This is a genomic window from Nocardia crassostreae (assembly GCF_001613405.1).
GTDB classification, from domain to species: Bacteria; Actinomycetota; Actinomycetes; order Mycobacteriales; family Mycobacteriaceae; genus Nocardia; species Nocardia crassostreae.
In genome coordinates, this window is record NZ_BDCH01000001.1 from 125,552 (window position 1) to 142,696 (window position 17,145).

Annotated in this window: 16 protein-coding genes and 1 pseudogene; 10 read left to right on the forward strand and 7 right to left on the reverse strand. The window is 68.2% G+C overall.

Translation table 11 applies throughout. The annotated features are described in order from the left end of the window. Positions 1–132: 132 nt before the first annotated feature. Positions 133–558: a cold-shock protein gene (locus tag NC4_RS00555; protein ID WP_067531041.1), complete on the reverse strand. Its 426-nt coding sequence runs from the start codon at positions 556–558 to the stop codon at positions 133–135. A 187-nt stretch (positions 559–745) separates the two neighbouring features. Between NC4_RS00555 and NC4_RS00560 the strand changes: the two genes are divergently transcribed. The 4 genes from NC4_RS00560 (at position 746) to NC4_RS00575 (ending at position 4,872) form a co-directional block, all read left to right on the forward strand. After that, positions 746–976 (forward strand): hypothetical protein, encoded by a 231-nt coding sequence (locus NC4_RS00560; RefSeq protein ID WP_067531042.1) that lies wholly within the window; start codon positions 746–748, stop codon positions 974–976. Positions 977–1,375: 399 nt separating this feature from the next. Beyond that, complete coding sequence (locus NC4_RS00565) at positions 1,376–1,996, forward strand: resuscitation-promoting factor Rpf1 domain-containing protein (RefSeq protein ID WP_067531043.1); 621 nt, start codon at positions 1,376–1,378, stop codon at positions 1,994–1,996. A gap of 251 nt (positions 1,997–2,247) precedes the next feature. Continuing rightward, positions 2,248–2,436: a hypothetical protein gene (locus tag NC4_RS00570; protein WP_067531120.1), complete on the forward strand. Its 189-nt coding sequence runs from the start codon at positions 2,248–2,250 to the stop codon at positions 2,434–2,436. A gap of 81 nt (positions 2,437–2,517) precedes the next feature. After that, entirely contained in the window at positions 2,518–4,872 is a 2,355-nt protein-coding gene (locus tag NC4_RS00575) for a helicase-associated domain-containing protein (RefSeq protein WP_067531044.1), read from the forward strand. Positions 4,873–4,876: 4 nt separating this feature from the next. On the opposite strand, the gene NC4_RS00580 is transcribed toward NC4_RS00575, so the two are convergent. Both NC4_RS00580 and NC4_RS00585 read right to left on the reverse strand, forming a co-directional pair. Then, positions 4,877–5,371 carry an LppU/SCO3897 family protein gene (locus NC4_RS00580; protein WP_245721424.1) on the reverse strand — a complete coding sequence of 165 codons (495 nt, stop codon included), beginning with the start codon at positions 5,369–5,371 and terminating at the stop codon, positions 4,877–4,879. A gap of 339 nt (positions 5,372–5,710) precedes the next feature. After that, a complete protein-coding gene (locus NC4_RS00585; RefSeq protein WP_067531046.1) occupies positions 5,711–7,138 on the reverse strand; it encodes an endoglycoceramidase I in 1,428 nt (475 codons plus the stop codon). 186 nt (positions 7,139–7,324) lie between these two features. On the opposite strand from NC4_RS00585, the gene NC4_RS00590 reads away from it, so the two are divergent. From NC4_RS00590 to NC4_RS00605, 4 genes are read left to right on the forward strand one after another with little or no spacing between them, the layout of a single operon-like run. Beyond that, positions 7,325–8,983 carry a DNA repair helicase XPB gene (locus NC4_RS00590; RefSeq protein ID WP_067531047.1) on the forward strand — a complete coding sequence of 553 codons (1,659 nt, stop codon included), beginning with the start codon at positions 7,325–7,327 and terminating at the stop codon, positions 8,981–8,983. A 41-nt stretch (positions 8,984–9,024) separates the two neighbouring features. Continuing rightward, positions 9,025–9,759, forward strand: a complete 735-nt coding sequence (locus tag NC4_RS00595) for a DUF3239 domain-containing protein (RefSeq protein ID WP_369690653.1) — start codon at positions 9,025–9,027, stop codon at positions 9,757–9,759. Continuing rightward, the gene (locus tag NC4_RS00600; RefSeq protein WP_067531048.1) at positions 9,756–10,394 is read left to right on the forward strand and encodes a LysE family translocator; all 639 of its coding nucleotides are present in this window, start codon (positions 9,756–9,758) and stop codon (positions 10,392–10,394) included. The genes NC4_RS00595 and NC4_RS00600 overlap by 4 nt, the downstream gene beginning before the upstream one ends. Positions 10,395–10,419: 25 nt before the next feature. Continuing rightward, positions 10,420–11,826, forward strand: coding sequence for a M1 family metallopeptidase (locus tag NC4_RS00605; RefSeq protein ID WP_067531049.1), 1,407 nt, complete (start codon positions 10,420–10,422; stop codon positions 11,824–11,826). Positions 11,827–11,829: 3 nt separating this feature from the next. Here the strand turns inward: NC4_RS00605 and NC4_RS00610 are convergent, their stop codons facing one another. The 3 genes and pseudogenes from NC4_RS00610 to sigJ all read right to left on the reverse strand — a co-directional run bounded on the left by NC4_RS00610 (position 11,830) and on the right by sigJ (position 14,716). Beyond that, positions 11,830–12,471 carry a LysE family translocator gene (locus NC4_RS00610; protein ID WP_067531050.1) on the reverse strand — a complete coding sequence of 214 codons (642 nt, stop codon included), beginning with the start codon at positions 12,469–12,471 and terminating at the stop codon, positions 11,830–11,832. 93 nt (positions 12,472–12,564) lie between these two features. After that, on the reverse strand, positions 12,565–13,749 hold the full coding sequence (locus NC4_RS00615) for a pyridoxal phosphate-dependent aminotransferase (protein ID WP_067531122.1): 1,185 nt from the start codon (positions 13,747–13,749) through the stop codon (positions 12,565–12,567). A 47-nt stretch (positions 13,750–13,796) separates the two neighbouring features. Beyond that, a pseudogene (gene sigJ / locus NC4_RS00620) lies at positions 13,797–14,716 on the reverse strand (RNA polymerase sigma factor SigJ). 101 nt (positions 14,717–14,817) lie between these two features. Here sigJ and NC4_RS00625 point away from each other — a divergent pair. Next, on the forward strand, positions 14,818–15,399 hold the full coding sequence (locus tag NC4_RS00625) for a GNAT family N-acetyltransferase (RefSeq protein ID WP_067531051.1): 582 nt from the start codon (positions 14,818–14,820) through the stop codon (positions 15,397–15,399). A 10-nt stretch (positions 15,400–15,409) separates the two neighbouring features. Continuing rightward, positions 15,410–15,949 (forward strand): SAM-dependent methyltransferase, encoded by a 540-nt coding sequence (locus NC4_RS00630; RefSeq protein WP_067531052.1) that lies wholly within the window; start codon positions 15,410–15,412, stop codon positions 15,947–15,949. Between the two features lie 66 nt (positions 15,950–16,015). On the opposite strand, the gene NC4_RS00635 is transcribed toward NC4_RS00630, so the two are convergent. After that, complete coding sequence (locus tag NC4_RS00635) at positions 16,016–17,110, reverse strand: 3-deoxy-7-phosphoheptulonate synthase (protein WP_067531053.1); 1,095 nt, start codon at positions 17,108–17,110, stop codon at positions 16,016–16,018. Positions 17,111–17,145: the final 35 nt, after the last annotated feature.

Consider the following 17,145-nt stretch of genomic DNA (forward strand, 5'->3'; position numbering starts at 1 on the left):
AGCCCCCACCCGGGGGTCTGGGGGCGGAGCCCCCAGGAAAAATACAGCCCCGACGAGCTTTCTCGCCGGGGCTCACTCTCCCACAACCTCAGTGGGTCTTCCCTACACCTCAGTGGTCTCTGCGCGACAACCTCAGTGGTCCAGTTCCCGCGCCACCCCGCGCACAACCTCCGCAATCCGCTGCGCCATCTTGCGATCCGGATACTTACCCCGCCGCAGATCAGGCTGAACCTTGGTCTCCAACAGCGTGATCATGTCCTCGATGAGCCCGTGCAGCTCATCGGGTTCCTTACGCGTGACCGGGCTTTCGCTCTTGCCGCCGCGCCGCTCGCCGCCGCGCTCATTGCGCAGGGACGGCGTCTCCAGCAGTTTGAGGCTCAGCGCCTGCGGACCGCGCCGCCCCGCCGCCATGCCGAATTCCACACGCTGCCCGGGCTTGAGCGCCTCGACACCCGCGGGCAGCGCCGACGATCGAACATAGACGTCCTCACCCTCATCCTGGGAAAGGAAGCCGAAGCCCTTTTCGACGTCGTACCACTTCACCTTGCCGGTCGGCACTGCGCTCACCCGTTCGTTGTTTCGATGCCCGGGCCTTGCCGGGCACAGTCATGATTGTCGGACGTGTCAGTCCGCCAACCGTTCCGTTTGCGAAAAGAACGCGCCCCACACAGCTATGCAGGACGCGATTGTCATCGAGTCTACCCCGGTGTGAATAGCGCGAGCACATCAGTTTTACGGTCTACAGGTGTCCGACACGTCCCCGAAGCAGCCGCCGCGCAGGTCCGGGAGCTGGCTGCTGAATGTCGCAATGGTCTTGTTCACAACGGGATTGCTGGCGATTGTCGCAATCTTCGGCATCGGAATCCTGACCGATTCCGATCCGGGACTCTGGCTGTATCTGCTCGCCATGGCCGCGCCGCTGGGCTTTCTGCTGGCGATCGGCTACGCGCTGTGGTCGGGCCGACGCGCACGATGACACGCGCGAATTCCCCTTCTGCCACTCGCGTACACATGTGATATTAGTCACATAACAGAACGGTCACAGCGCGGTGACAGACCCCTATCGGCCGGGACACGCCGTGACCACCAGCAAAGACGTGAAGCGGAACACCTTGCGCCGGTTGGCGACCCTGACAGACACGGCGGTTACCAAATGGTGATTTTTCGCGGCGGGCGTCGTAGTGTCTCACACCAGCCGGGTCAGCCCGGCGCCACCGGCCCGCCGCACCGAATCTCGCCCCGCGGGTACGGACCCCCAACTGGAACGAGGGGCGAGAGCGAGGAACAGCGCGCAACAGCGCGCCGGTCCGGACGACCTCTCAGTTCGACCCCGGTAGTCGGCCTCGCAGGCGCGTACGAGAGGAACGACCCGAACATGAGTGGACGCCATCGCAAACCGAGTAACACCGGCCGCACCGTCGCCAAGGTCGCCCTGACCGGAGCGATCGTCGGCGGAGCCGGAGTGGCCCTGGCCGGAAACGCCAGCGCGGCACCCGACTCCGACTGGGATCGCCTCGCACAGTGTGAAGCCGGCGGCAGCTGGCAGATCAATACCGGCAATGGATACCAGGGCGGCCTGCAGTTCTCGCCGAGCACCTGGATCTCCCACGGCGGCGGCGAATTCGCCCCCACCGCCAACCAGGCCAGCCGCGAAGAGCAGATCGTCATCGCCGAGAAGGTGCTCGCCACCCAGGGCTGGGGCGCCTGGCCGTCCTGCTCCTCGAGCCTCGGCCTCTCCAGCGGCCCCACCGAGCGCATCGCGCCCGCCCCGCAGGAAGCCCCGCGCTGGAACCCGGGCGGTCAGCAGCAGGCCGCCGACGGCGGTACCCAGGAGGTCTTCCAGGCCGTCGACCGCGCCGTCGAGATCGCCCAGCAGCAAGGTGTCAACATCCCCCAGCCGGTGCTCGATTTCCTGAACGCCACCAAGGTCGGCGGCAACCTCGACCCGAACATCGTGAACTTCTACCAGGCGAACAAGGGCCTGCTGCCCAGCTAGAAAACCCTCGTTTGCATGAAGCGCGGTAGTCACTCAGCAACCCAAGGTGGCAACTGATTTCGTGAGGGCCGGGTAGCTCCTGGGGTACGCCCAGCATCGGCTCGGCACCAAACCGCTTGCACGCGTTCCCAACCGGTCAACGGCTCTCAGCCGGGCGCTGAAGGTCCGGGGAGGCGGGGGAGCTGTGCGACTAGCTAACTTCGGGGGTGCCGGAGGGGGCGTCCGCGGAGCCGCCATGCCAGAATGAGGCCGTGGTGAACAAAACGAAGAAGCCCTATGTCGACAATGGCTGGCCCGAGGTCAGCGATGGCGAGCATGCCGTCACCGAGCTTTCGTCGACCCGCTCCGGCAACCTCTCCCCCTACGGTGAGGACACCGAGTTCCCGCTTCCCGTCGATCAGCTGCCCTACGCGCACCCCCGCACGGTCATCAACCGCTGATACGCGTCCCTTTCGCCGTGCCCGGGGCCCGATCAGCGGGGCGCCGGGTAATACGGCACGTTCCAGCCTGGATCGGATGAAGTGACCGATACCCCCGCGAAGGCCACCGGAAAGTCCGCCAAATCCGCGAAGGCCACCAAGCGGGCCGCCGCCGCGGCCGACCTCACCCTGCCGGAATGGCTGTCGGCCCGCGGTGACGACGAACTCGTGACGCTCCTGCAGCTGCGGCCGGATCTGGCCGTCCCGCTGCCCTCCGCCATGGCGGTGCTGGCCGCCCGCACCGAACAGCGCGCCTCGGTGCTGCGCGCCACCGACGAGCTGGACACCCTCGACTTCGCGGTCATCGAAACCCTCGTGGTGCACGGCGCCGCCGACGGCCTTCAGGCCGAACCGGTCCCGCGCGCCCGATTGCACGAACTCCTGGGCGACCGCGTGCCCAAGGCCGCGCTCGACGCCGCCGTGGACAGGCTGCGCACCCGCGCCCTGGTATGGGGCCCGGATGCGGGCCTGCGCCTGACCGCCGCCGCCCAGGAGGCGCTGCCGTGGCCGCTGGGCAGCACCACCGAACTTCCCGACGCGCTCACCGAGCCCGAAATCACCGCGGCCCTGGGCGATCTCACCCAGCAGGAGCGCGGCCTGCTGGACAAGCTGGCCACCACCGGTCCGCGCGGCCGCACCCGCGATGCCGCGCCGGGCACCCCCGACGACCGTCCAGTGCAGCGGCTGCTGCACCGGCGCCTGCTGAACTGGATCGACGAGGAGACGGTGGAACTGCCCGTCTCGGTCGGGCAGGTGCTGCGCGGTGAACCGGTCACCGATCCGCACGCCCTGACGCCGCCGCATCCGGATCCGGCCAAATACGCACCGGCCGATGTGAATGCCGCGGCGGCGGGCGAGGTGGGCGAACTCCTGCGGCACGGCGCGGCCGTACTGGAGGTGCTCGGGCAGTCCCCCGCACCGGTCCTGCGCTCGGGCGGGCTGGGCGTGCGCGAGATCCGCCGTATCGCCAAGCAGACCGGTATCGACGAGGCGCGGATCGGCCTGCTCGCCGAGATCCTGGCCGCCGCACGGCTGTTGGACAAGGGTTCTCCCGAACCCATGCCCGAAGCCGATACCGCCGACGACTACTGGGCGCCGACCACCACCGCGGACGCCTGGCTCGCGGTCGTACCGCCGCACCGCTGGGCCGTCCTGGCCCACGCCTGGCTGGAGCTGGACCGCTTCCCGTGGATGATCGGCCTGCGCGACGCCAATGACAAACCCCTGGCGGCGCTCTCGGCCGAACTCCGCAATGTCCACGCCGTCCGCGATCGCCGCGCCGTACTCGGCCTGCTGGCCGAATTCCCCACCGGCACCGCCATCTCGGCCGCCGACCTGGGCCGCATCCTGTCCTGGCGGCAGCCGCGCTGGCGGCGGCACTATCGCCTGGAGGCGGTGGAGCGCACCCTCGCCGAGGCCGAGGCGCTGGGCCTGATCGCGCGCGGGACGGTCACCTCCGCGGGCCGCGCCCTGCTGCACGGCAGTCCGGAGGACGCCGAATCGGAGATGGCCGCGGCCCTGCCCGACCCGGTCGATCACGTGCTCGTACAAGCGGATCTGACGGTGATCGCCCCCGGACCGCTCATCCCCGATCTACAGGACCGGGTGTCTCTCGTCGCCGATGTCGAATCGGCGGGCGCCGCAACGGTGTACCGGATCAGCGAAACCTCGGTCCGCCGCGCCCTCGACGCCGGGGCCACGGCCGCGGAGCTGCACAATCTCTTCACCACCTACTCGCGGACCCCGGTACCGCAGTCGCTCACCTACTTGATCGACGATGTGGCCCGCCGCCACGGCCGCTTGCGCGCGGGCATGGCCCAATCCTTCGTCCGCAGTGAGGATCCGGCCCTGTTGGCCGAGGTGCTGGCCGCGACCGTGGCCGGTCAGCTCGCCCTGCGGGCGGTCGCGCCGACCGTCGCCATCTCGCAGGCGCCGCTCGGCGAGGTCCTGGAACAGTTGCGCGCGGCGGGTTTCAGCCCGGCCGGTGAGGATTCCTCGGGCGCCATCGTCGATCTGCGCGCCCGCGGCGCGCGCATCAGCGCTCGGCAGCAGCAGAAGCCGAACTGGCGGCCCAATCCCCCCAATGCCGAGCAGCTGCACGCGCTGGTGGCCGAACTGCGGGCCGGTGAGCGCGCGGCCAATGCCCGTCCCGGACAGGCGGTCCGCTCGGACGGCAGCCGTACCAGCACCGCCGCCACCTTGAATCTGCTGCAATTGGCGGCTCGCACCCGCCGCCCGGTGCACATCGGTTATGTCGACGCCTCGGGCATCGCCACGCAGCGGGTGGTGGAACCTGTGCGGGTCGGCAGCGGCCAATTGGACGCCCTCGACCCCGTCACCGGCGCGATCCGGCATTTCACCTTGCACCGGATCGCGTCGGTCGCACTCGTCGAATAGACGTTTAACTCTTCGGGCTGCTCAAGCAGAAAGTGGCCTTCGGATCCGGCACGACGCGGAATCCGATCGCCGTGGTCGCATCGCAGAGGAATTCGTCGGCCTGGCCGTCGATACGCTTGGCCACCTTGAACGACGCCTCGGGCGCGGTGCAGTCCACGAATTTGTAACCGGTGGTCGCCGATTCGTTGTAGCAGGCGCCTTCCTTGAAGTTGGGCGTCAGGCACAGGAATGCGGTGGTGCCACCGTTGAGGGTTTCCTCGTAGGAGGTCTGCTCCTCCTTGCAGTCGGTCTTGGTGTCATACACCGCGACGACCTTGTAGACCGCCTTCTCGTTGGAGCAGTCGACCGGCTCGGTCTTGGAGTCGACCATCGACCCCTCGATGACATTGATGCAGTCGCCGACCTTCGCCTTGGCGGTATCGGATTTGCTGGCGTCCTTGATCATCGAACACCCGGTCACGGCCAGCGCGGCCACGGCCACCGCCACGAGGGCGATCACGAGGCGCAGAAGAGGCCTCGTTCCTGTGAACTTCACCTGCGAAAACCTTTCTCACCGAACAGTTCACGGATGCCGTGAACGCGGTGAGGATACCCGTGGGTGACCGGGGACCGCATCAGCGCGGTGGATGATCTCAGATCATCGACAGGCCGCGCATACCCAGGATCGAGTAGTTGAGGATGGCGGGCAGCAGGCTGTTGAGGAGCTGGAGGCTGAAGACTGTCACGGTATTCCCTTCGGATCTGGGCGCTCGTCCAGATATTTGCGCCGCTAACTGTATTCGCTCGGCCGCGAGTTGTCGTTACATAAGGGAAAACTAAGGGAATCAACAACTTTCGCTCATCGGCGGGCAATGGACACGGTCACCGTCGCCGTGGTATCGGCCTCGATCGTCACCACCCGCGCCCCCTCCGGCGCGGTGATCCGGCCGCCCTCGACGGTCACCCGGTACCCCTGCGGGTAGTGCAGATCCGAGACGAAGATTTCGGTCGGCGCACCGGCCGGACGCGCGGTGTACCGATAGCCGAAGTCCCCGGTGGCCGGATCGAAACTCAGGCGCTCCGGCGTCCCCGCCGTGGCCTGCGGATAGGTGCGCACCACCTGCCGCCCGATATCGCCGAGGAACGGATCGGGCCGCGGGCCGCCCGCCCCGAATCGCGACGCGTAGTGCCAGTACTGCCAGCCGATGAACCGCTCGTCGGCGCGGGTCAGCGTATTGCTCAGCACGTCCGGATCCCCGTCCCCGAATTCGGTGATGAGTGTGGGCAGCCGTGTCCTCTTTGTGAAGGCGTCGATATTCGACCAGGTCTTGTCGTGCCGCACCGGGCACAGCCCGCGCAGGAATTCGGGCAGCCCGAGGTAGATGGCGAGCTGACTCGGAATGCAGTAGTCGTGCGGCGCGAAGGCAATGCCCGGCGCGGTGATCGGCGGGTTCTTGCCGAGATTCGTCGGCATGGTCTCGTTCCAGGTCACGTTCGGCTCCCAGAACACGCCGATATCGCCATTGCGCGCCCGCACCGCATCGGTCAGCTTCTGCATGGCGGCCTGATACTTGGCGTCGAATTCCGGGCAGCCATCGGGAAAGCAGCTCAGGAAGGCCGATCCCGGCCACGGCTCGTTCATGAGCTCGATCCCCAGCACCCCGGCGCGCCCGTGCAGCCGCGCCGCCAGCGCGCCCAGCCGGTCGAAGACGCCATAGCTGTTGTTCCACACCTCATCCCAGCCCTTGTTCATGCTGGGCATCAGGTAGTACAGCGGAAACGACGGATTCGGCTCCAGCGCCCCGGGCCGCGCATTGATCGCCCATTCCGGAAACCCGTTGCCGCCCCAGATCTTCGACAGCCCGTCCTGGTGGTGGTCGAGCAGGGTGTGAATCCCGTACCGCGCCAAGGTGTCCACCACCGTGACGACCCGATCGATATACGCGGTGTCGATGACGCCCTTGCTCGGCATGAGCCCGTCGAAGGAGACGCCCAGCCGCACCGTATTGAAGCCGTGCCCGGCCAGCAGCGCGGCATCGTCCGCGGTGAGCGTGAACCCGTCGCCGAGTTCGACGTACGGGGCGTCCTCGTCCACATTGTTGACCCCGTGCAACAGCACGACCCGCCCGTACTCGTCCACGAACCGGCTGCCCTCGATCCGCACCGTTCCGATTTCGGCCGGATCGGCCCGGGCGGTCGGCCCACTCGCCGTCATGACACCCGCCAGCACTGCCGCCAGTACGCCCGCCGCCGCTCGCGCGAGGGCTCTGCCTGGGAATTTGCGCATACTCATCCCCGTTCAATGAAAAGAATCAAGCCAAAATGGACAATCGTCCAAGTCGTGTGATATTAGCCACGGAAATTCGGGGCTTGACGGTTTTCACGGAAATACCGGTGGCCCCCGTGTCGGTGTCGTCGGGAAGAATGGACGACGGCTCGCCGGGGACGGGCCCCAACCAAGCCAGGAGGTGCCGTGACCGACGGTCCGCTGATCGTGCAGAGCGACAAGACCCTGCTGCTCGAGGTCGACCACGAGTCGGCCGATGCGGCGCGCCAGGCCATCGCGCCGTTCGCGGAACTGGAGCGCGCGCCCGAGCACGTGCACACCTACCGCATCACGCCGCTGGCGCTGTGGAACGCGCGGGCGGCCGGGCACGATGCCGAGCAGGTCGTCGACGCCCTGGTCACCTATTCGCGCTATGCGGTACCGCAGCCGCTGCTGGTGGACATCGTGGACACCATGGCCCGGTACGGGCGGTTGCAGCTGGTCAAGCATCCGGCGCACGGGCTCACGCTGGTGAGCCTGGACCGCGCGGTGCTCGAGGAAGTGCTGCGGCACAAGAAGATCGCCCCCATGCTGGGCGCCCGCCTGGACGAGGACACCGTGGTGGTGCATCCCTCCGAGCGCGGCCGGATCAAGCAGATGCTGCTCAAGATCGGCTGGCCCGCCGAGGACCTCGCCGGTTACGTGGACGGCGAGGCGCATCCCATCGAGCTGGACTACACCGAGGGCAAGTGGCATCTGCGCGACTATCAGGAGATGGCCGCCGATTCCTTCTGGGCCGGTGGTTCCGGCGTGGTGGTGCTGCCGTGCGGTGCGGGCAAGACCATGGTGGGCGCGGCGGCCATGGCCAAGGCCAAGGCGACCACGCTCATCCTGGTCACCAATACCGTGGCCGGGCGGCAGTGGCGGCGTGAGCTTTTGGCCCGTACCTCGCTCACCGAGGACGAGATCGGCGAATACTCCGGTGAGCGCAAGGAGATCCGGCCGGTCACCATTGCCACCTATCAGGTGATCACCCGCAAGACCAAGGGCGAGTACCGGCATCTGGAGCTATTCGACAGCCGCGACTGGGGCCTGGTCATCTACGACGAGGTGCATCTGCTGCCCGCGCCGGTGTTCCGCATGACCGCGGATCTGCAATCGCGGCGGCGACTGGGCTTGACCGCCACGCTGGTTCGCGAGGACGGCCGCGAGGGCGATGTGTTCTCCCTCATCGGCCCCAAGCGCTACGACGCGCCGTGGAAGGACATCGAGGCACAGGGCTGGATCGCCCCGGCCGACTGCGTCGAGGTGCGGGTGACCCTCACCGATGCCGAGCGCATGGCCTACGCGGTGGCCGAACCCGAGGAGCGGTACAAGCTGTGCTCCACCGCGCGCACCAAACTGCCCGTGGTGGAATCGATTCTCGCCAAGCACAAGGATGCGCCGAGCCTGGTCATCGGCGCGTATCTGGATCAGCTGGACGAGCTGGGCGAACATCTGAACGCACCGGTCATCCAGGGGTCCACGCGCACCAAGGAGCGCGAGGAGCTCTTCGACGCCTTCCGGCGCGGGGAGATTCCGGTGCTGGTGGTCAGCAAGGTCGCCAACTTCTCCATCGATCTGCCCGAAGCGTCGGTGGCCGTCCAGGTTTCGGGCACCTTCGGATCCCGTCAGGAGGAGGCACAACGCCTGGGCCGCTTGCTGCGGCCGAAACACGATGGCGGCCAAGCTCACTTCTATTCGGTCGTCGCACGTGACACGCTGGACGCCGAATACGCCGCACATAGGCAGCGTTTCCTGGCGGAGCAGGGGTATGCCTATCGCATCACCGATGCGGACGACCTGTTGGGGCCGACGATAGGATAAATGGAGGACGATCCTCCAGAATAGGGCGGGAGGGAACGCACGTGCGGCGCTTCGAATTCGTGGTGGACCGCGAGCACGCGAGGGCGGTCAACGAAGTCGTCGCCGATCTGCGACGGTTGCGGGTGGTCGCCATGACCGCCGCCGCGCTGTTCGGTATTGGCACCGGATATCTGGTCTGGCTCAACCACCCCTGGTCGTATCTGCTGGCGGTGGCCTTCGCCCTGGGCGCGGCCACGGCCCTGTTCATCGGGCTCTGGACACCGCATCGCGGCCGGGTCGACAAGCTCTACGCCGCAGGGGAACTGGTGCCCGCCGTGGTGTCGGAGACCGGCGCGGAGTGCACCACGCTGCTGGCCCTGGTGGATCTGGCCAAGCCCAATGCCGACAGCCCGCGCTACGCCCTGGTGACCAGGACCGTGCGCACCTTGCCCGGCCATCACAGCCGTGCCGGTGAGCGGGTGCCCGCGGTGACCATCCGCATCGATCGCGCGCCCACCTCGGTGGAGCTGTGGCAGTCGGTCAGCGCCATGCCCATTGCCTGGGGCACGCGCGATCTGAACATTATCGAGCGCGCGCAAGGCCATCCGCGAAGTGGAATGGAAGCTGCTCACCGACAATCTGGAGCTGGCGGCCAAGGTCCGGCGGGTCGATGCCAAGCGGCTGCTGCTGGATCCGCAGCAATTACCGGACGAACTACGCAGCTACGCGAGCTGAGGCCCGCGGGCACGGAAAAAGGCGGGACATTGTTCGAACTCCCTCGTACGCTGGGTCGATGATCCCTGCCGCGAATCTGGTGGCGTTCTTCGTCGCGGCCACCATCCTGATCGTAATCCCTGGTCCCGGTGTGCTTTTCGTGATCGACCGGGCGCTCACCTCCGGGCGGCGGGCGGCGCTGCTGTCGGTGCTGGGCCATTCCGTCGGCGTGCTCGTCATCCTGCTGCTCACCGTCATCGGGCTCGGCGCGGTGCTGGCGGCCTCGGCGGTGGCGCTCACCGTGATCAAGTTCGTGGGCGCGCTCTACCTCGTCTACCTGGGCATCCAGTCCATCCGGGAGCGCAAGTCGCTGCGCGAGGCCTGGGAGTCGCGGACCGAACCGCCGCACGATCGCCGCATGCTGAAGCAGGCCTTCCTGGTGGGCGTCTCCAATCCGAAGGCGATTATCTTCTTCGCCGCCGTACTGCCGCAGTTCGTGGATCCGGCCAGTGGCTTCGTACCGCTGCAACTGCTGATTCTGGGCCTCCTCTTCCTGCTCATCGCGCTGATCTCCGACAGTGCGTGGGGCCTGGCGGCCGGGCTGGCGCGGGATTGGTTCGCGCGCTCACCCAAGCACCTGGAGGCGATCGGCGGCGCGGGCGGCGTCATGATCATCGGATTGGGCGCCAGCGTGGCCGTGTCGGGCACCAGCCACTGACGTGTCCGGCGGCTAGCATCGATAGATGCGGTCTGGCTGGTGGCGGTACCCGGTGGCGGGAGCGGCGCTCGCACTGGCGGTGAGTGCGGCACCCGCGCAGGCGGATTCGACCGACCCGTTCACGGGCGCGGCCGGACTCGGCGACCCGTACTATCCGCTCGACGGCAATGGCGGCTACGACGCGCGCCACTACGACATCACCATCGGCTACGACCCGCCCGCCCGGCAGCTGACCGGGTCGGCCGTGATCGATGCCGTGGCCACCCATCCGCTGCGCACCTTCAACCTCGATTTCAGCGGGCCCGAGGTGTCGAAGGTGACGGTGAACAATCTGCCCGCCTGGTTCGATCGCACCGGCGAGCACGAACTGGTGATCACCCCGCTGCTGCCGCTGCTGCCCGGCCTGCCCTTCCAGGTGCGGGTCGAGTACGCGGGCGAGGTCACCGATACCGAGGGCGAGGGCTGGGTGCTCTCCCCCAGTGGCGGGGCTTTCGTTGCGGGCGAACCGCATTCGGCCACCAGCTGGTATCCGCTCAATGACACGCCGTTGGACAAGGCCACTTTCACCCTGCACGCCGCGGTGCCGCAGGAGTGGGAGGTGATGTCGAACGGGGTGCCCATGCGCAATGTGGTGCTCGACGGCATGCGGCACACCGATTGGGAGATGCGCCAGCCCGTCATCGGCTATCTCACCACCATCGCCATCGACAGGTTCGAGTTCCTGGATCAGCGGCGCGCCAATGGAACTCCGCTGCTGAGCGCCTTCGCGCCGCAGGCCCTGGACGCCAAGGAGATGGAGATGCGGCTGCCGGAGATCCTGGACTTCTCCGAGGAGCTGTACGGGCCGTATCCGCTCGATGTGGCGGGCGGCATCTATGTGGACTCGGAGCTGGAGTTCTCGCTCGAGACCCAGTCCCGGCCGATCTACGCGCCGTGGACCGAGCTCGACACGGCGGTGCACGAGATCGCCCACCAGTGGTGGGGCGATTCCATGTCGATCGAGCAGTGGGCCGATATCTGCCTGAACGAATGCTTCGCGTCCTACACCGCGGACTATCTGTGGAAGGAACGCAAGGAGGGCGCGAACGTCGACGACCAGTACCGGGAGACCCTGACGAAATTCCTGGAAAAGCCCAAGTTCTGGGAGGTGAAGCTGGACGATCCCGGCGTCGGCTTCGAATTCACCTCCGTCTACTACCGGGGTCCGCTGTTCCTGCACGCGCTGCGCAACACCCTCGGCGACGAGGTGTTCTTCCCGGCCGTCCGAGAGTTCGTGGAGTCGCACAAGTTCGGCAATGCGTCCATGGCGGAGTTCCGGAAGTTCCTGCAGTCCAAGACGTCTCAGGACCTGACCGGTTTCCTGGCGGCCTGGCTGGACACCGAGGATCCGCCCGCCGAGCAGTACCTCTACCCCGGCGGGCTGCACGCCTGACCGTTACGCCGCCACCGGCCGCGCCCGATCGGTGGCCACCAGCGCCGCCATGGCGCCCAGCACCGAGCCCGTGACATACCGCTGCGCCCGCAGCCAGAGCGGCCGTCCCGCAAGGAAAGTGGCGACCGTGCCCGCCCCGAACACGATGAGCGAGTTCACCGTGAGCGCGATGACGATCTGCACCGCGCCCAGCGCCAGGCTCTGCAACCACACCTGCCCGTGCTCGGGCGCGACGAACTGCGGAATGAGCGCCATGTACATGATGGCGATCTTGGGATTGAGCAGATTGGTGACCAGCCCCATGGTGAACAGCCGCCGCGTGGGATCGGCGGGCAACTCTGTGGGCGTGAACGCCGAGACCCCGCCCGGCCGCAGCACCTTCCACGCCAGCCACCCCAGATACGCGGCTCCGGCCAGCTTCAGCGCCAGATACAGCGCGGGCACCATGGCGAACACCGCGGTGATTCCCGCCGTCGCCGCGGCCAGATACACCGCGAACCCGACGGCCACCCCGGACAGCGACACCATGCCCGCGCGCCGCCCCTGCGACACGGTGCGCGATACCAGGTACATCATGTTCGGCCCGGGTGTCAGCACCATGCCCAGTGCCGCCGCCACGCCGAGCACCGCCGTCGTCTCGATCATGTCCTCGATCGTGGCCGACCGGACCGCGCGCTGTCGCGGTCCAGTCGGCAGCCGGTGGACCGCTCGCGGGCTGTCTCGTGACGGCGATCCCGCCTACCTCGTGACGGCGGTCTGCCCGGCGCGCAGGCGGCGCACGCCCTCGGCGATGGTCTCCTCCTTCTTGCAGAAGGTGAAGCGCACCAGGTGGTTCCAGGAGTCCTTGTCGTCGGCGAAGACGCTCACCGGCACGGCGGCCACACCCAGCCGTTCCGGGAGTTCACGGCAGAAGTCGTAGGCGTCGGTCGCGCCGAGCGGGCGGATGTCGGCGCAGACGAAATAGGTTCCGTCGCTGCGCTTCACGCCGAATCCGGCGTCGGTGAGGGCGGCGGAGAGCCGCAGTCGCTTCTCCGAGAGGGTGTCCCGCAGCGCCGCCACCCACGCCTGCTCGTGCTCGAGCGCGTGCGCCACGGCGGGCTGGAAGGGGCCGCCGCCGACGAAGGTGAGGAACTGTTTCGCGGCGAGCACCGCGTCCAGCAGCGGGGCGGGCGCGCAAGCCCAGCCGATCTTCCAGCCGGTGACGCTGAAGGTCTTGGCGGCGCTGGAAATGGTGACGGTGCGCTCGAACATGCCGGGCAGCGTGGACAGGCTGATGTGCTCGTGCCCGTCGAAGGCGAGATGCTCGTAGGCCTCGTCGGCCATGACATACAGATCGTGTTCGATAGCGAGCTCGGCAATGGCGGTGAGATCGGCGCGGGAGAGCACCGCCCCGGTCGGGTTGTGCGGCGAATTCACCAGCAGCATGCGGGTTCTGGGCGTGATGGCGGCGCGCAGGCTGTCCAGGTCCAGGGCGAAGCCGTCGCCGTCGGGCACCAGCCGGGCGGCGCGCCGGGTGGCGCCCGCGAGAGCGATGGCCGCGGCGTAGGAGTCGTAGTAGGGCTCGATGAGCACCACCTCGTCACCGGCCTCCACCAGACCGAGAATGGTCGCGGCAATGGCCTCGGTGGCGCCGACGGTGACCAGCACCTGGCTGGCCGGATCGTAGGTGACGCCGTAGCGCCGGGCCCGGTCGGCGGCGATGGCCTGCCGCAGCACCGGCATGCCGCGCCCCGGCGGGTACTGGTTGAGCCCGTCGGCAATGGCCTGGCGGGCGACCTCGAGCATGCCCGCGGGCCCGTCGGAGTCCGGGAAGCCCTGGCCTAAATTGACCGCGCCGTGCCGGACGGCGAGTTCGGTCATCTCGGCGAAGATCGTCGACGCGAAGGGGCGCAGGCGGGCGACGGTCGGAATGTGCGACGGCATGTCCGGAGGATAGTCACCGCCGTGACCGGCCCCCGGATCGGCCCATCTCACCGCGGCAGGCGAATACCGCGCAGTTTGGCCGGGTTGACCAGATCGTAGATGCCCCAGATCCTGCTTTCGTGCACGGTGAAGCCGTACACCCGCTGCGGCGTTCCCGGATAGCCGTTCTCGGAGGCGAATTCGTGAACCAGCACGCCCAATTGGCCGTTGACGAGCACGAATTCGAAGCCCGAAGCGCGTTCGGGCGCATCGAAACCCAGCTTGCGCCGCAGTCCGAGCCAGAGCCGGGCGTTCTTCTCCCGGCCCTCGACAACATTGATGGTCGTGGACGTGGTGCCCCCGGCGTCGCCGATCGTGTGCACATCCGGATGCAGCAGTGCCACAACGGCATCCACATCGCCCTTGTTCAGGGCCTCCAGCAACTGCCCGACCAGGGCGGCGTGCTCCTCGTCCGGCACCGGGTCCGGGGTGCGGGCGAAGGCCTTGCGCGCCCGCGCCGCCAGCTGCCGGGCCGCCTCGGTGGAGATGTCGAGAATGTCGGCGATCTCGTCGTAGGGCACCGCGAAACCCTCGTGCAGGACGAAGGCCACCCGCTGCGGCGGGGTGAGCGTGTCCAGTACGACCAGGGCGGCGAAGCGCGCGTCCTGTTTGCGCACCACCGCCGCCAGCGGGTCCGGGCTGCTGGAGGGCAGGGGCGTGGTGACGACGGGCTCCGGGAGCCATTGCCCCACATACTTTTCCCGCCGGGCCGCGGCGCTGCGCAGCCGGTCCAGGCAGATGCGGGAGACCACGGGGTGAGCCAGGCGCGCAGATCCTCGATCTCGTACTGGCGGGCCACGGCAAGGCGCAGCCAGCTCTCCTGGACCGCGTCCTCGGCATCGGTCACGCTGCCGGTCAGCCGATAGGCCACGGAGAGCAGATGCGGCCGATGTGATTCGAACAAGTCGGCGAGAAGAGCGGCAACCATCGAATCGATCCTACGGCCGGGCCGCGGCGGCGCCCGCGCCGGGCCGACTTCGGCGGGCAAACCCGATGCGCCCCTGCACGGTTCCGTGACAGCATGACTCGATGGATCCGCAAGCGCTATCCGGCGAGGCTGTCCGGCTGTCCCCACCGACCGTGCACGATATCGACGCGATCACCGCGTGCTGCCAGGAGCCGTCGATCGGGCGGTGGACCACCATGCCGGTCCCCTACCGGCTCGCCGATGCCGAGAAGTTCGTCTACGACATCGTCACCGCCGGGTGGGCCGGTCGCAGCCCCACCTGGGCGCTGCGGCTGACCGAGGGCGGCCCGGTGGTGGGCATGATCGGCCTGGGTCCCAGTGAGACGCGCCGCGACGACGGCTCCGCCGAGATCGGGTTCTGGATGTCGCCCGCCGTGCGCGGGCGGGGCCTCATGACCCAGGCGGTGCGGCTGGTTTGCCGGGCGGCCTTCGATCCGTCCTGGCTGGCGCTGGAGCGCGTCGAATGGCGGGCGATCGCCGGGAATCACGCCTCGGCCACGGTGGCACGGCGCGCCGGATTTCATTACGAGGGCCTGCTCCGCGGGGGTTATGTACAGCGCGGCGTCCGGCTCGACAGCTGGATCGCCGGTCGCCTGGCCGCCGATCCGCCGGGTCCCGCCACCGACTGGCCCGCGGGCATCTAGGAGGCGGCCCATGGCGAGCGATGCCCGCTTCGACTGGCTGGTCACCACCATGGCGGTGCGTCCCGCCGATCGCATTCTGGAAATCGGCGCGGGCTCCGGCCCCTCCGTCGCCTACCTCGCCGCACCGCTGCGCACCGGTTCGGTCACCGCCGTCGACCGCTCCGCGACCGCCATTGCCCGCTCCACGAAACGACATGCCGCCCTGATCGATTCGGGCAGGCTGCGGCTGTTCCCGATCGCGCTCGAGGCGCTGCGCCCCGAGGACGTGCTGAACACCGCCGTCCCGGCCTTCGACAAGGTCCTGGCGGTCAATGTGAATCTCTTCTGGACCCGCGGTCCCGCAACCGAACTCGCCTTGATCCGGCGACTCCTGGCACCCGGGGGCGCGCTGTTCCTCGCCTATGGCTACGGCGATCCGGATGGCGCCGACACGAGTCCGAAACCCGTGCCGGACACAGTGTCTGGGTACCTGGAGGCCGCCGGATACGACGTGCGCGTCGTATCCTCCGGCGACCTCCTGTGTGTGATCGCCACCCCGGGCGCCGGATAACCGCACTCGCGTTCGGTACCCGCCCACCCCGAGGCGGGCACCGGCCGCATGCGCGGGCAGCCGGTTTCAGTTACTTCCGGCGCGGCGGCGGGCGACGGCGTCGGCCAGCCGGTCCAGCTGCGCGGCGGTGGTGTCCCAGTCCAGGCAGGCGTCGGTAATGGACTGGCCGTAGGTCAGCTCCGCCGAGCGGCCCAGGGTCAGGTCCTGGCGGCCGCCGACCAGGAAGCTCTCCATCATCAGGCCCACCACGGTGTTCTCGCCCTGCGCGATGCGCTCGGCGATATCGGTCACCACCAGGGCCTGCTTATTGTGGTCCTTGTTGGAGTTGCCGTGGCTGGCGTCCACCACCAGGCGCTGCGCCAGCGCCGACTTCTCCAGGCGGAGCAGGGCTTCCGCGCAGGAGGCGGCGTTGTAGTTGGTGCCATTGCTGCCGCCGCGCAGGATGACGTGGCAGTCCGGATTGCCCGCGGTGCGGATGAGCGCCGAGCGCCCGTCCAGATCGGTGCCCGGGAAGACGTGGCTGGCCGCCGCGGCGCGCACGCCGTCCACCGCGACCTGCACATCGCCGTCGGTGCCGTTCTTGATGCCGACCGGCATGGACAGCGCCGAGGACAGCTGCCGGTGCACCTGGCTGGCCGCGGTGCGCGCGCCGATGGCGCCGTAGGAGACCAGGTCCGCGATGTACTGCGGGGTGATCGGATCGAGGAACTCGCACGCCACCGGGAGGCCCAGACCGGTGATGTCGACCAGCAGCCGCCGCCCGAGATCCAGACCGGTATTGATGTCGAAGCTGCCGTCCAGGTGCGGATCGTTGATCAGGCCCTTCCAGCCCAGCGTGGTGCGCGGCTTCTCGAAGTACACGCGCATGACCACGTGCAGCCGATCGGAGACCTCGGCGGCCTTGACCGCCAGCCGGCGCGCGTACTCCATGGCGGCCTCGGGATCGTGCACCGAGCACGGGCCGACGATCACCATGAGGCGGTCGTCGTCGCCATTGAGCACATCCACGGTGGCCTTGCGCCCGGCGCGCACGGTATCGGCGAGCAGATCATTGATCGGATGGGCATTGCGCACCTCACGCGGTGAGCTCAAGGGGCTCACGCTGAGCGTGCGCTGGTCGTCGAGGTCGGCATGGGAGTCGAGATCGGCGGCGAGAATCATGATCGTGGGTTCCTTTTCTCAGGCCGGCCCACGGG

Coding starts and splice junctions, on each gene's coding strand:
- NC4_RS00600 (WP_067531048.1), top strand. CDS start 9,756: ATGATCCCTGCCGCGAATCTGGTGGCGTTCTTCGTCGCGGCCACCATC.
- NC4_RS00610 (WP_067531050.1), bottom strand. CDS start 12,471: ATGATCGAGACGACGGCGGTGCTCGGCGTGGCGGCGGCACTGGGCATG.
- NC4_RS00635 (WP_067531053.1), bottom strand. CDS start 17,110: ATGATTCTCGCCGCCGATCTCGACTCCCATGCCGACCTCGACGACCAG.
- NC4_RS00615 (WP_067531122.1), bottom strand. CDS start 13,749: ATGCCGTCGCACATTCCGACCGTCGCCCGCCTGCGCCCCTTCGCGTCG.
- NC4_RS00565 (WP_067531043.1), top strand. CDS start 1,376: ATGAGTGGACGCCATCGCAAACCGAGTAACACCGGCCGCACCGTCGCC.
- NC4_RS00625 (WP_067531051.1), top strand. CDS start 14,818: ATGGATCCGCAAGCGCTATCCGGCGAGGCTGTCCGGCTGTCCCCACCG.
- NC4_RS00605 (WP_067531049.1), top strand. CDS start 10,420: ATGCGGTCTGGCTGGTGGCGGTACCCGGTGGCGGGAGCGGCGCTCGCA.
- NC4_RS00585 (WP_067531046.1), bottom strand. CDS start 7,138: ATGCGCAAATTCCCAGGCAGAGCCCTCGCGCGAGCGGCGGCGGGCGTA.
- NC4_RS00630 (WP_067531052.1), top strand. CDS start 15,410: ATGGCGAGCGATGCCCGCTTCGACTGGCTGGTCACCACCATGGCGGTG.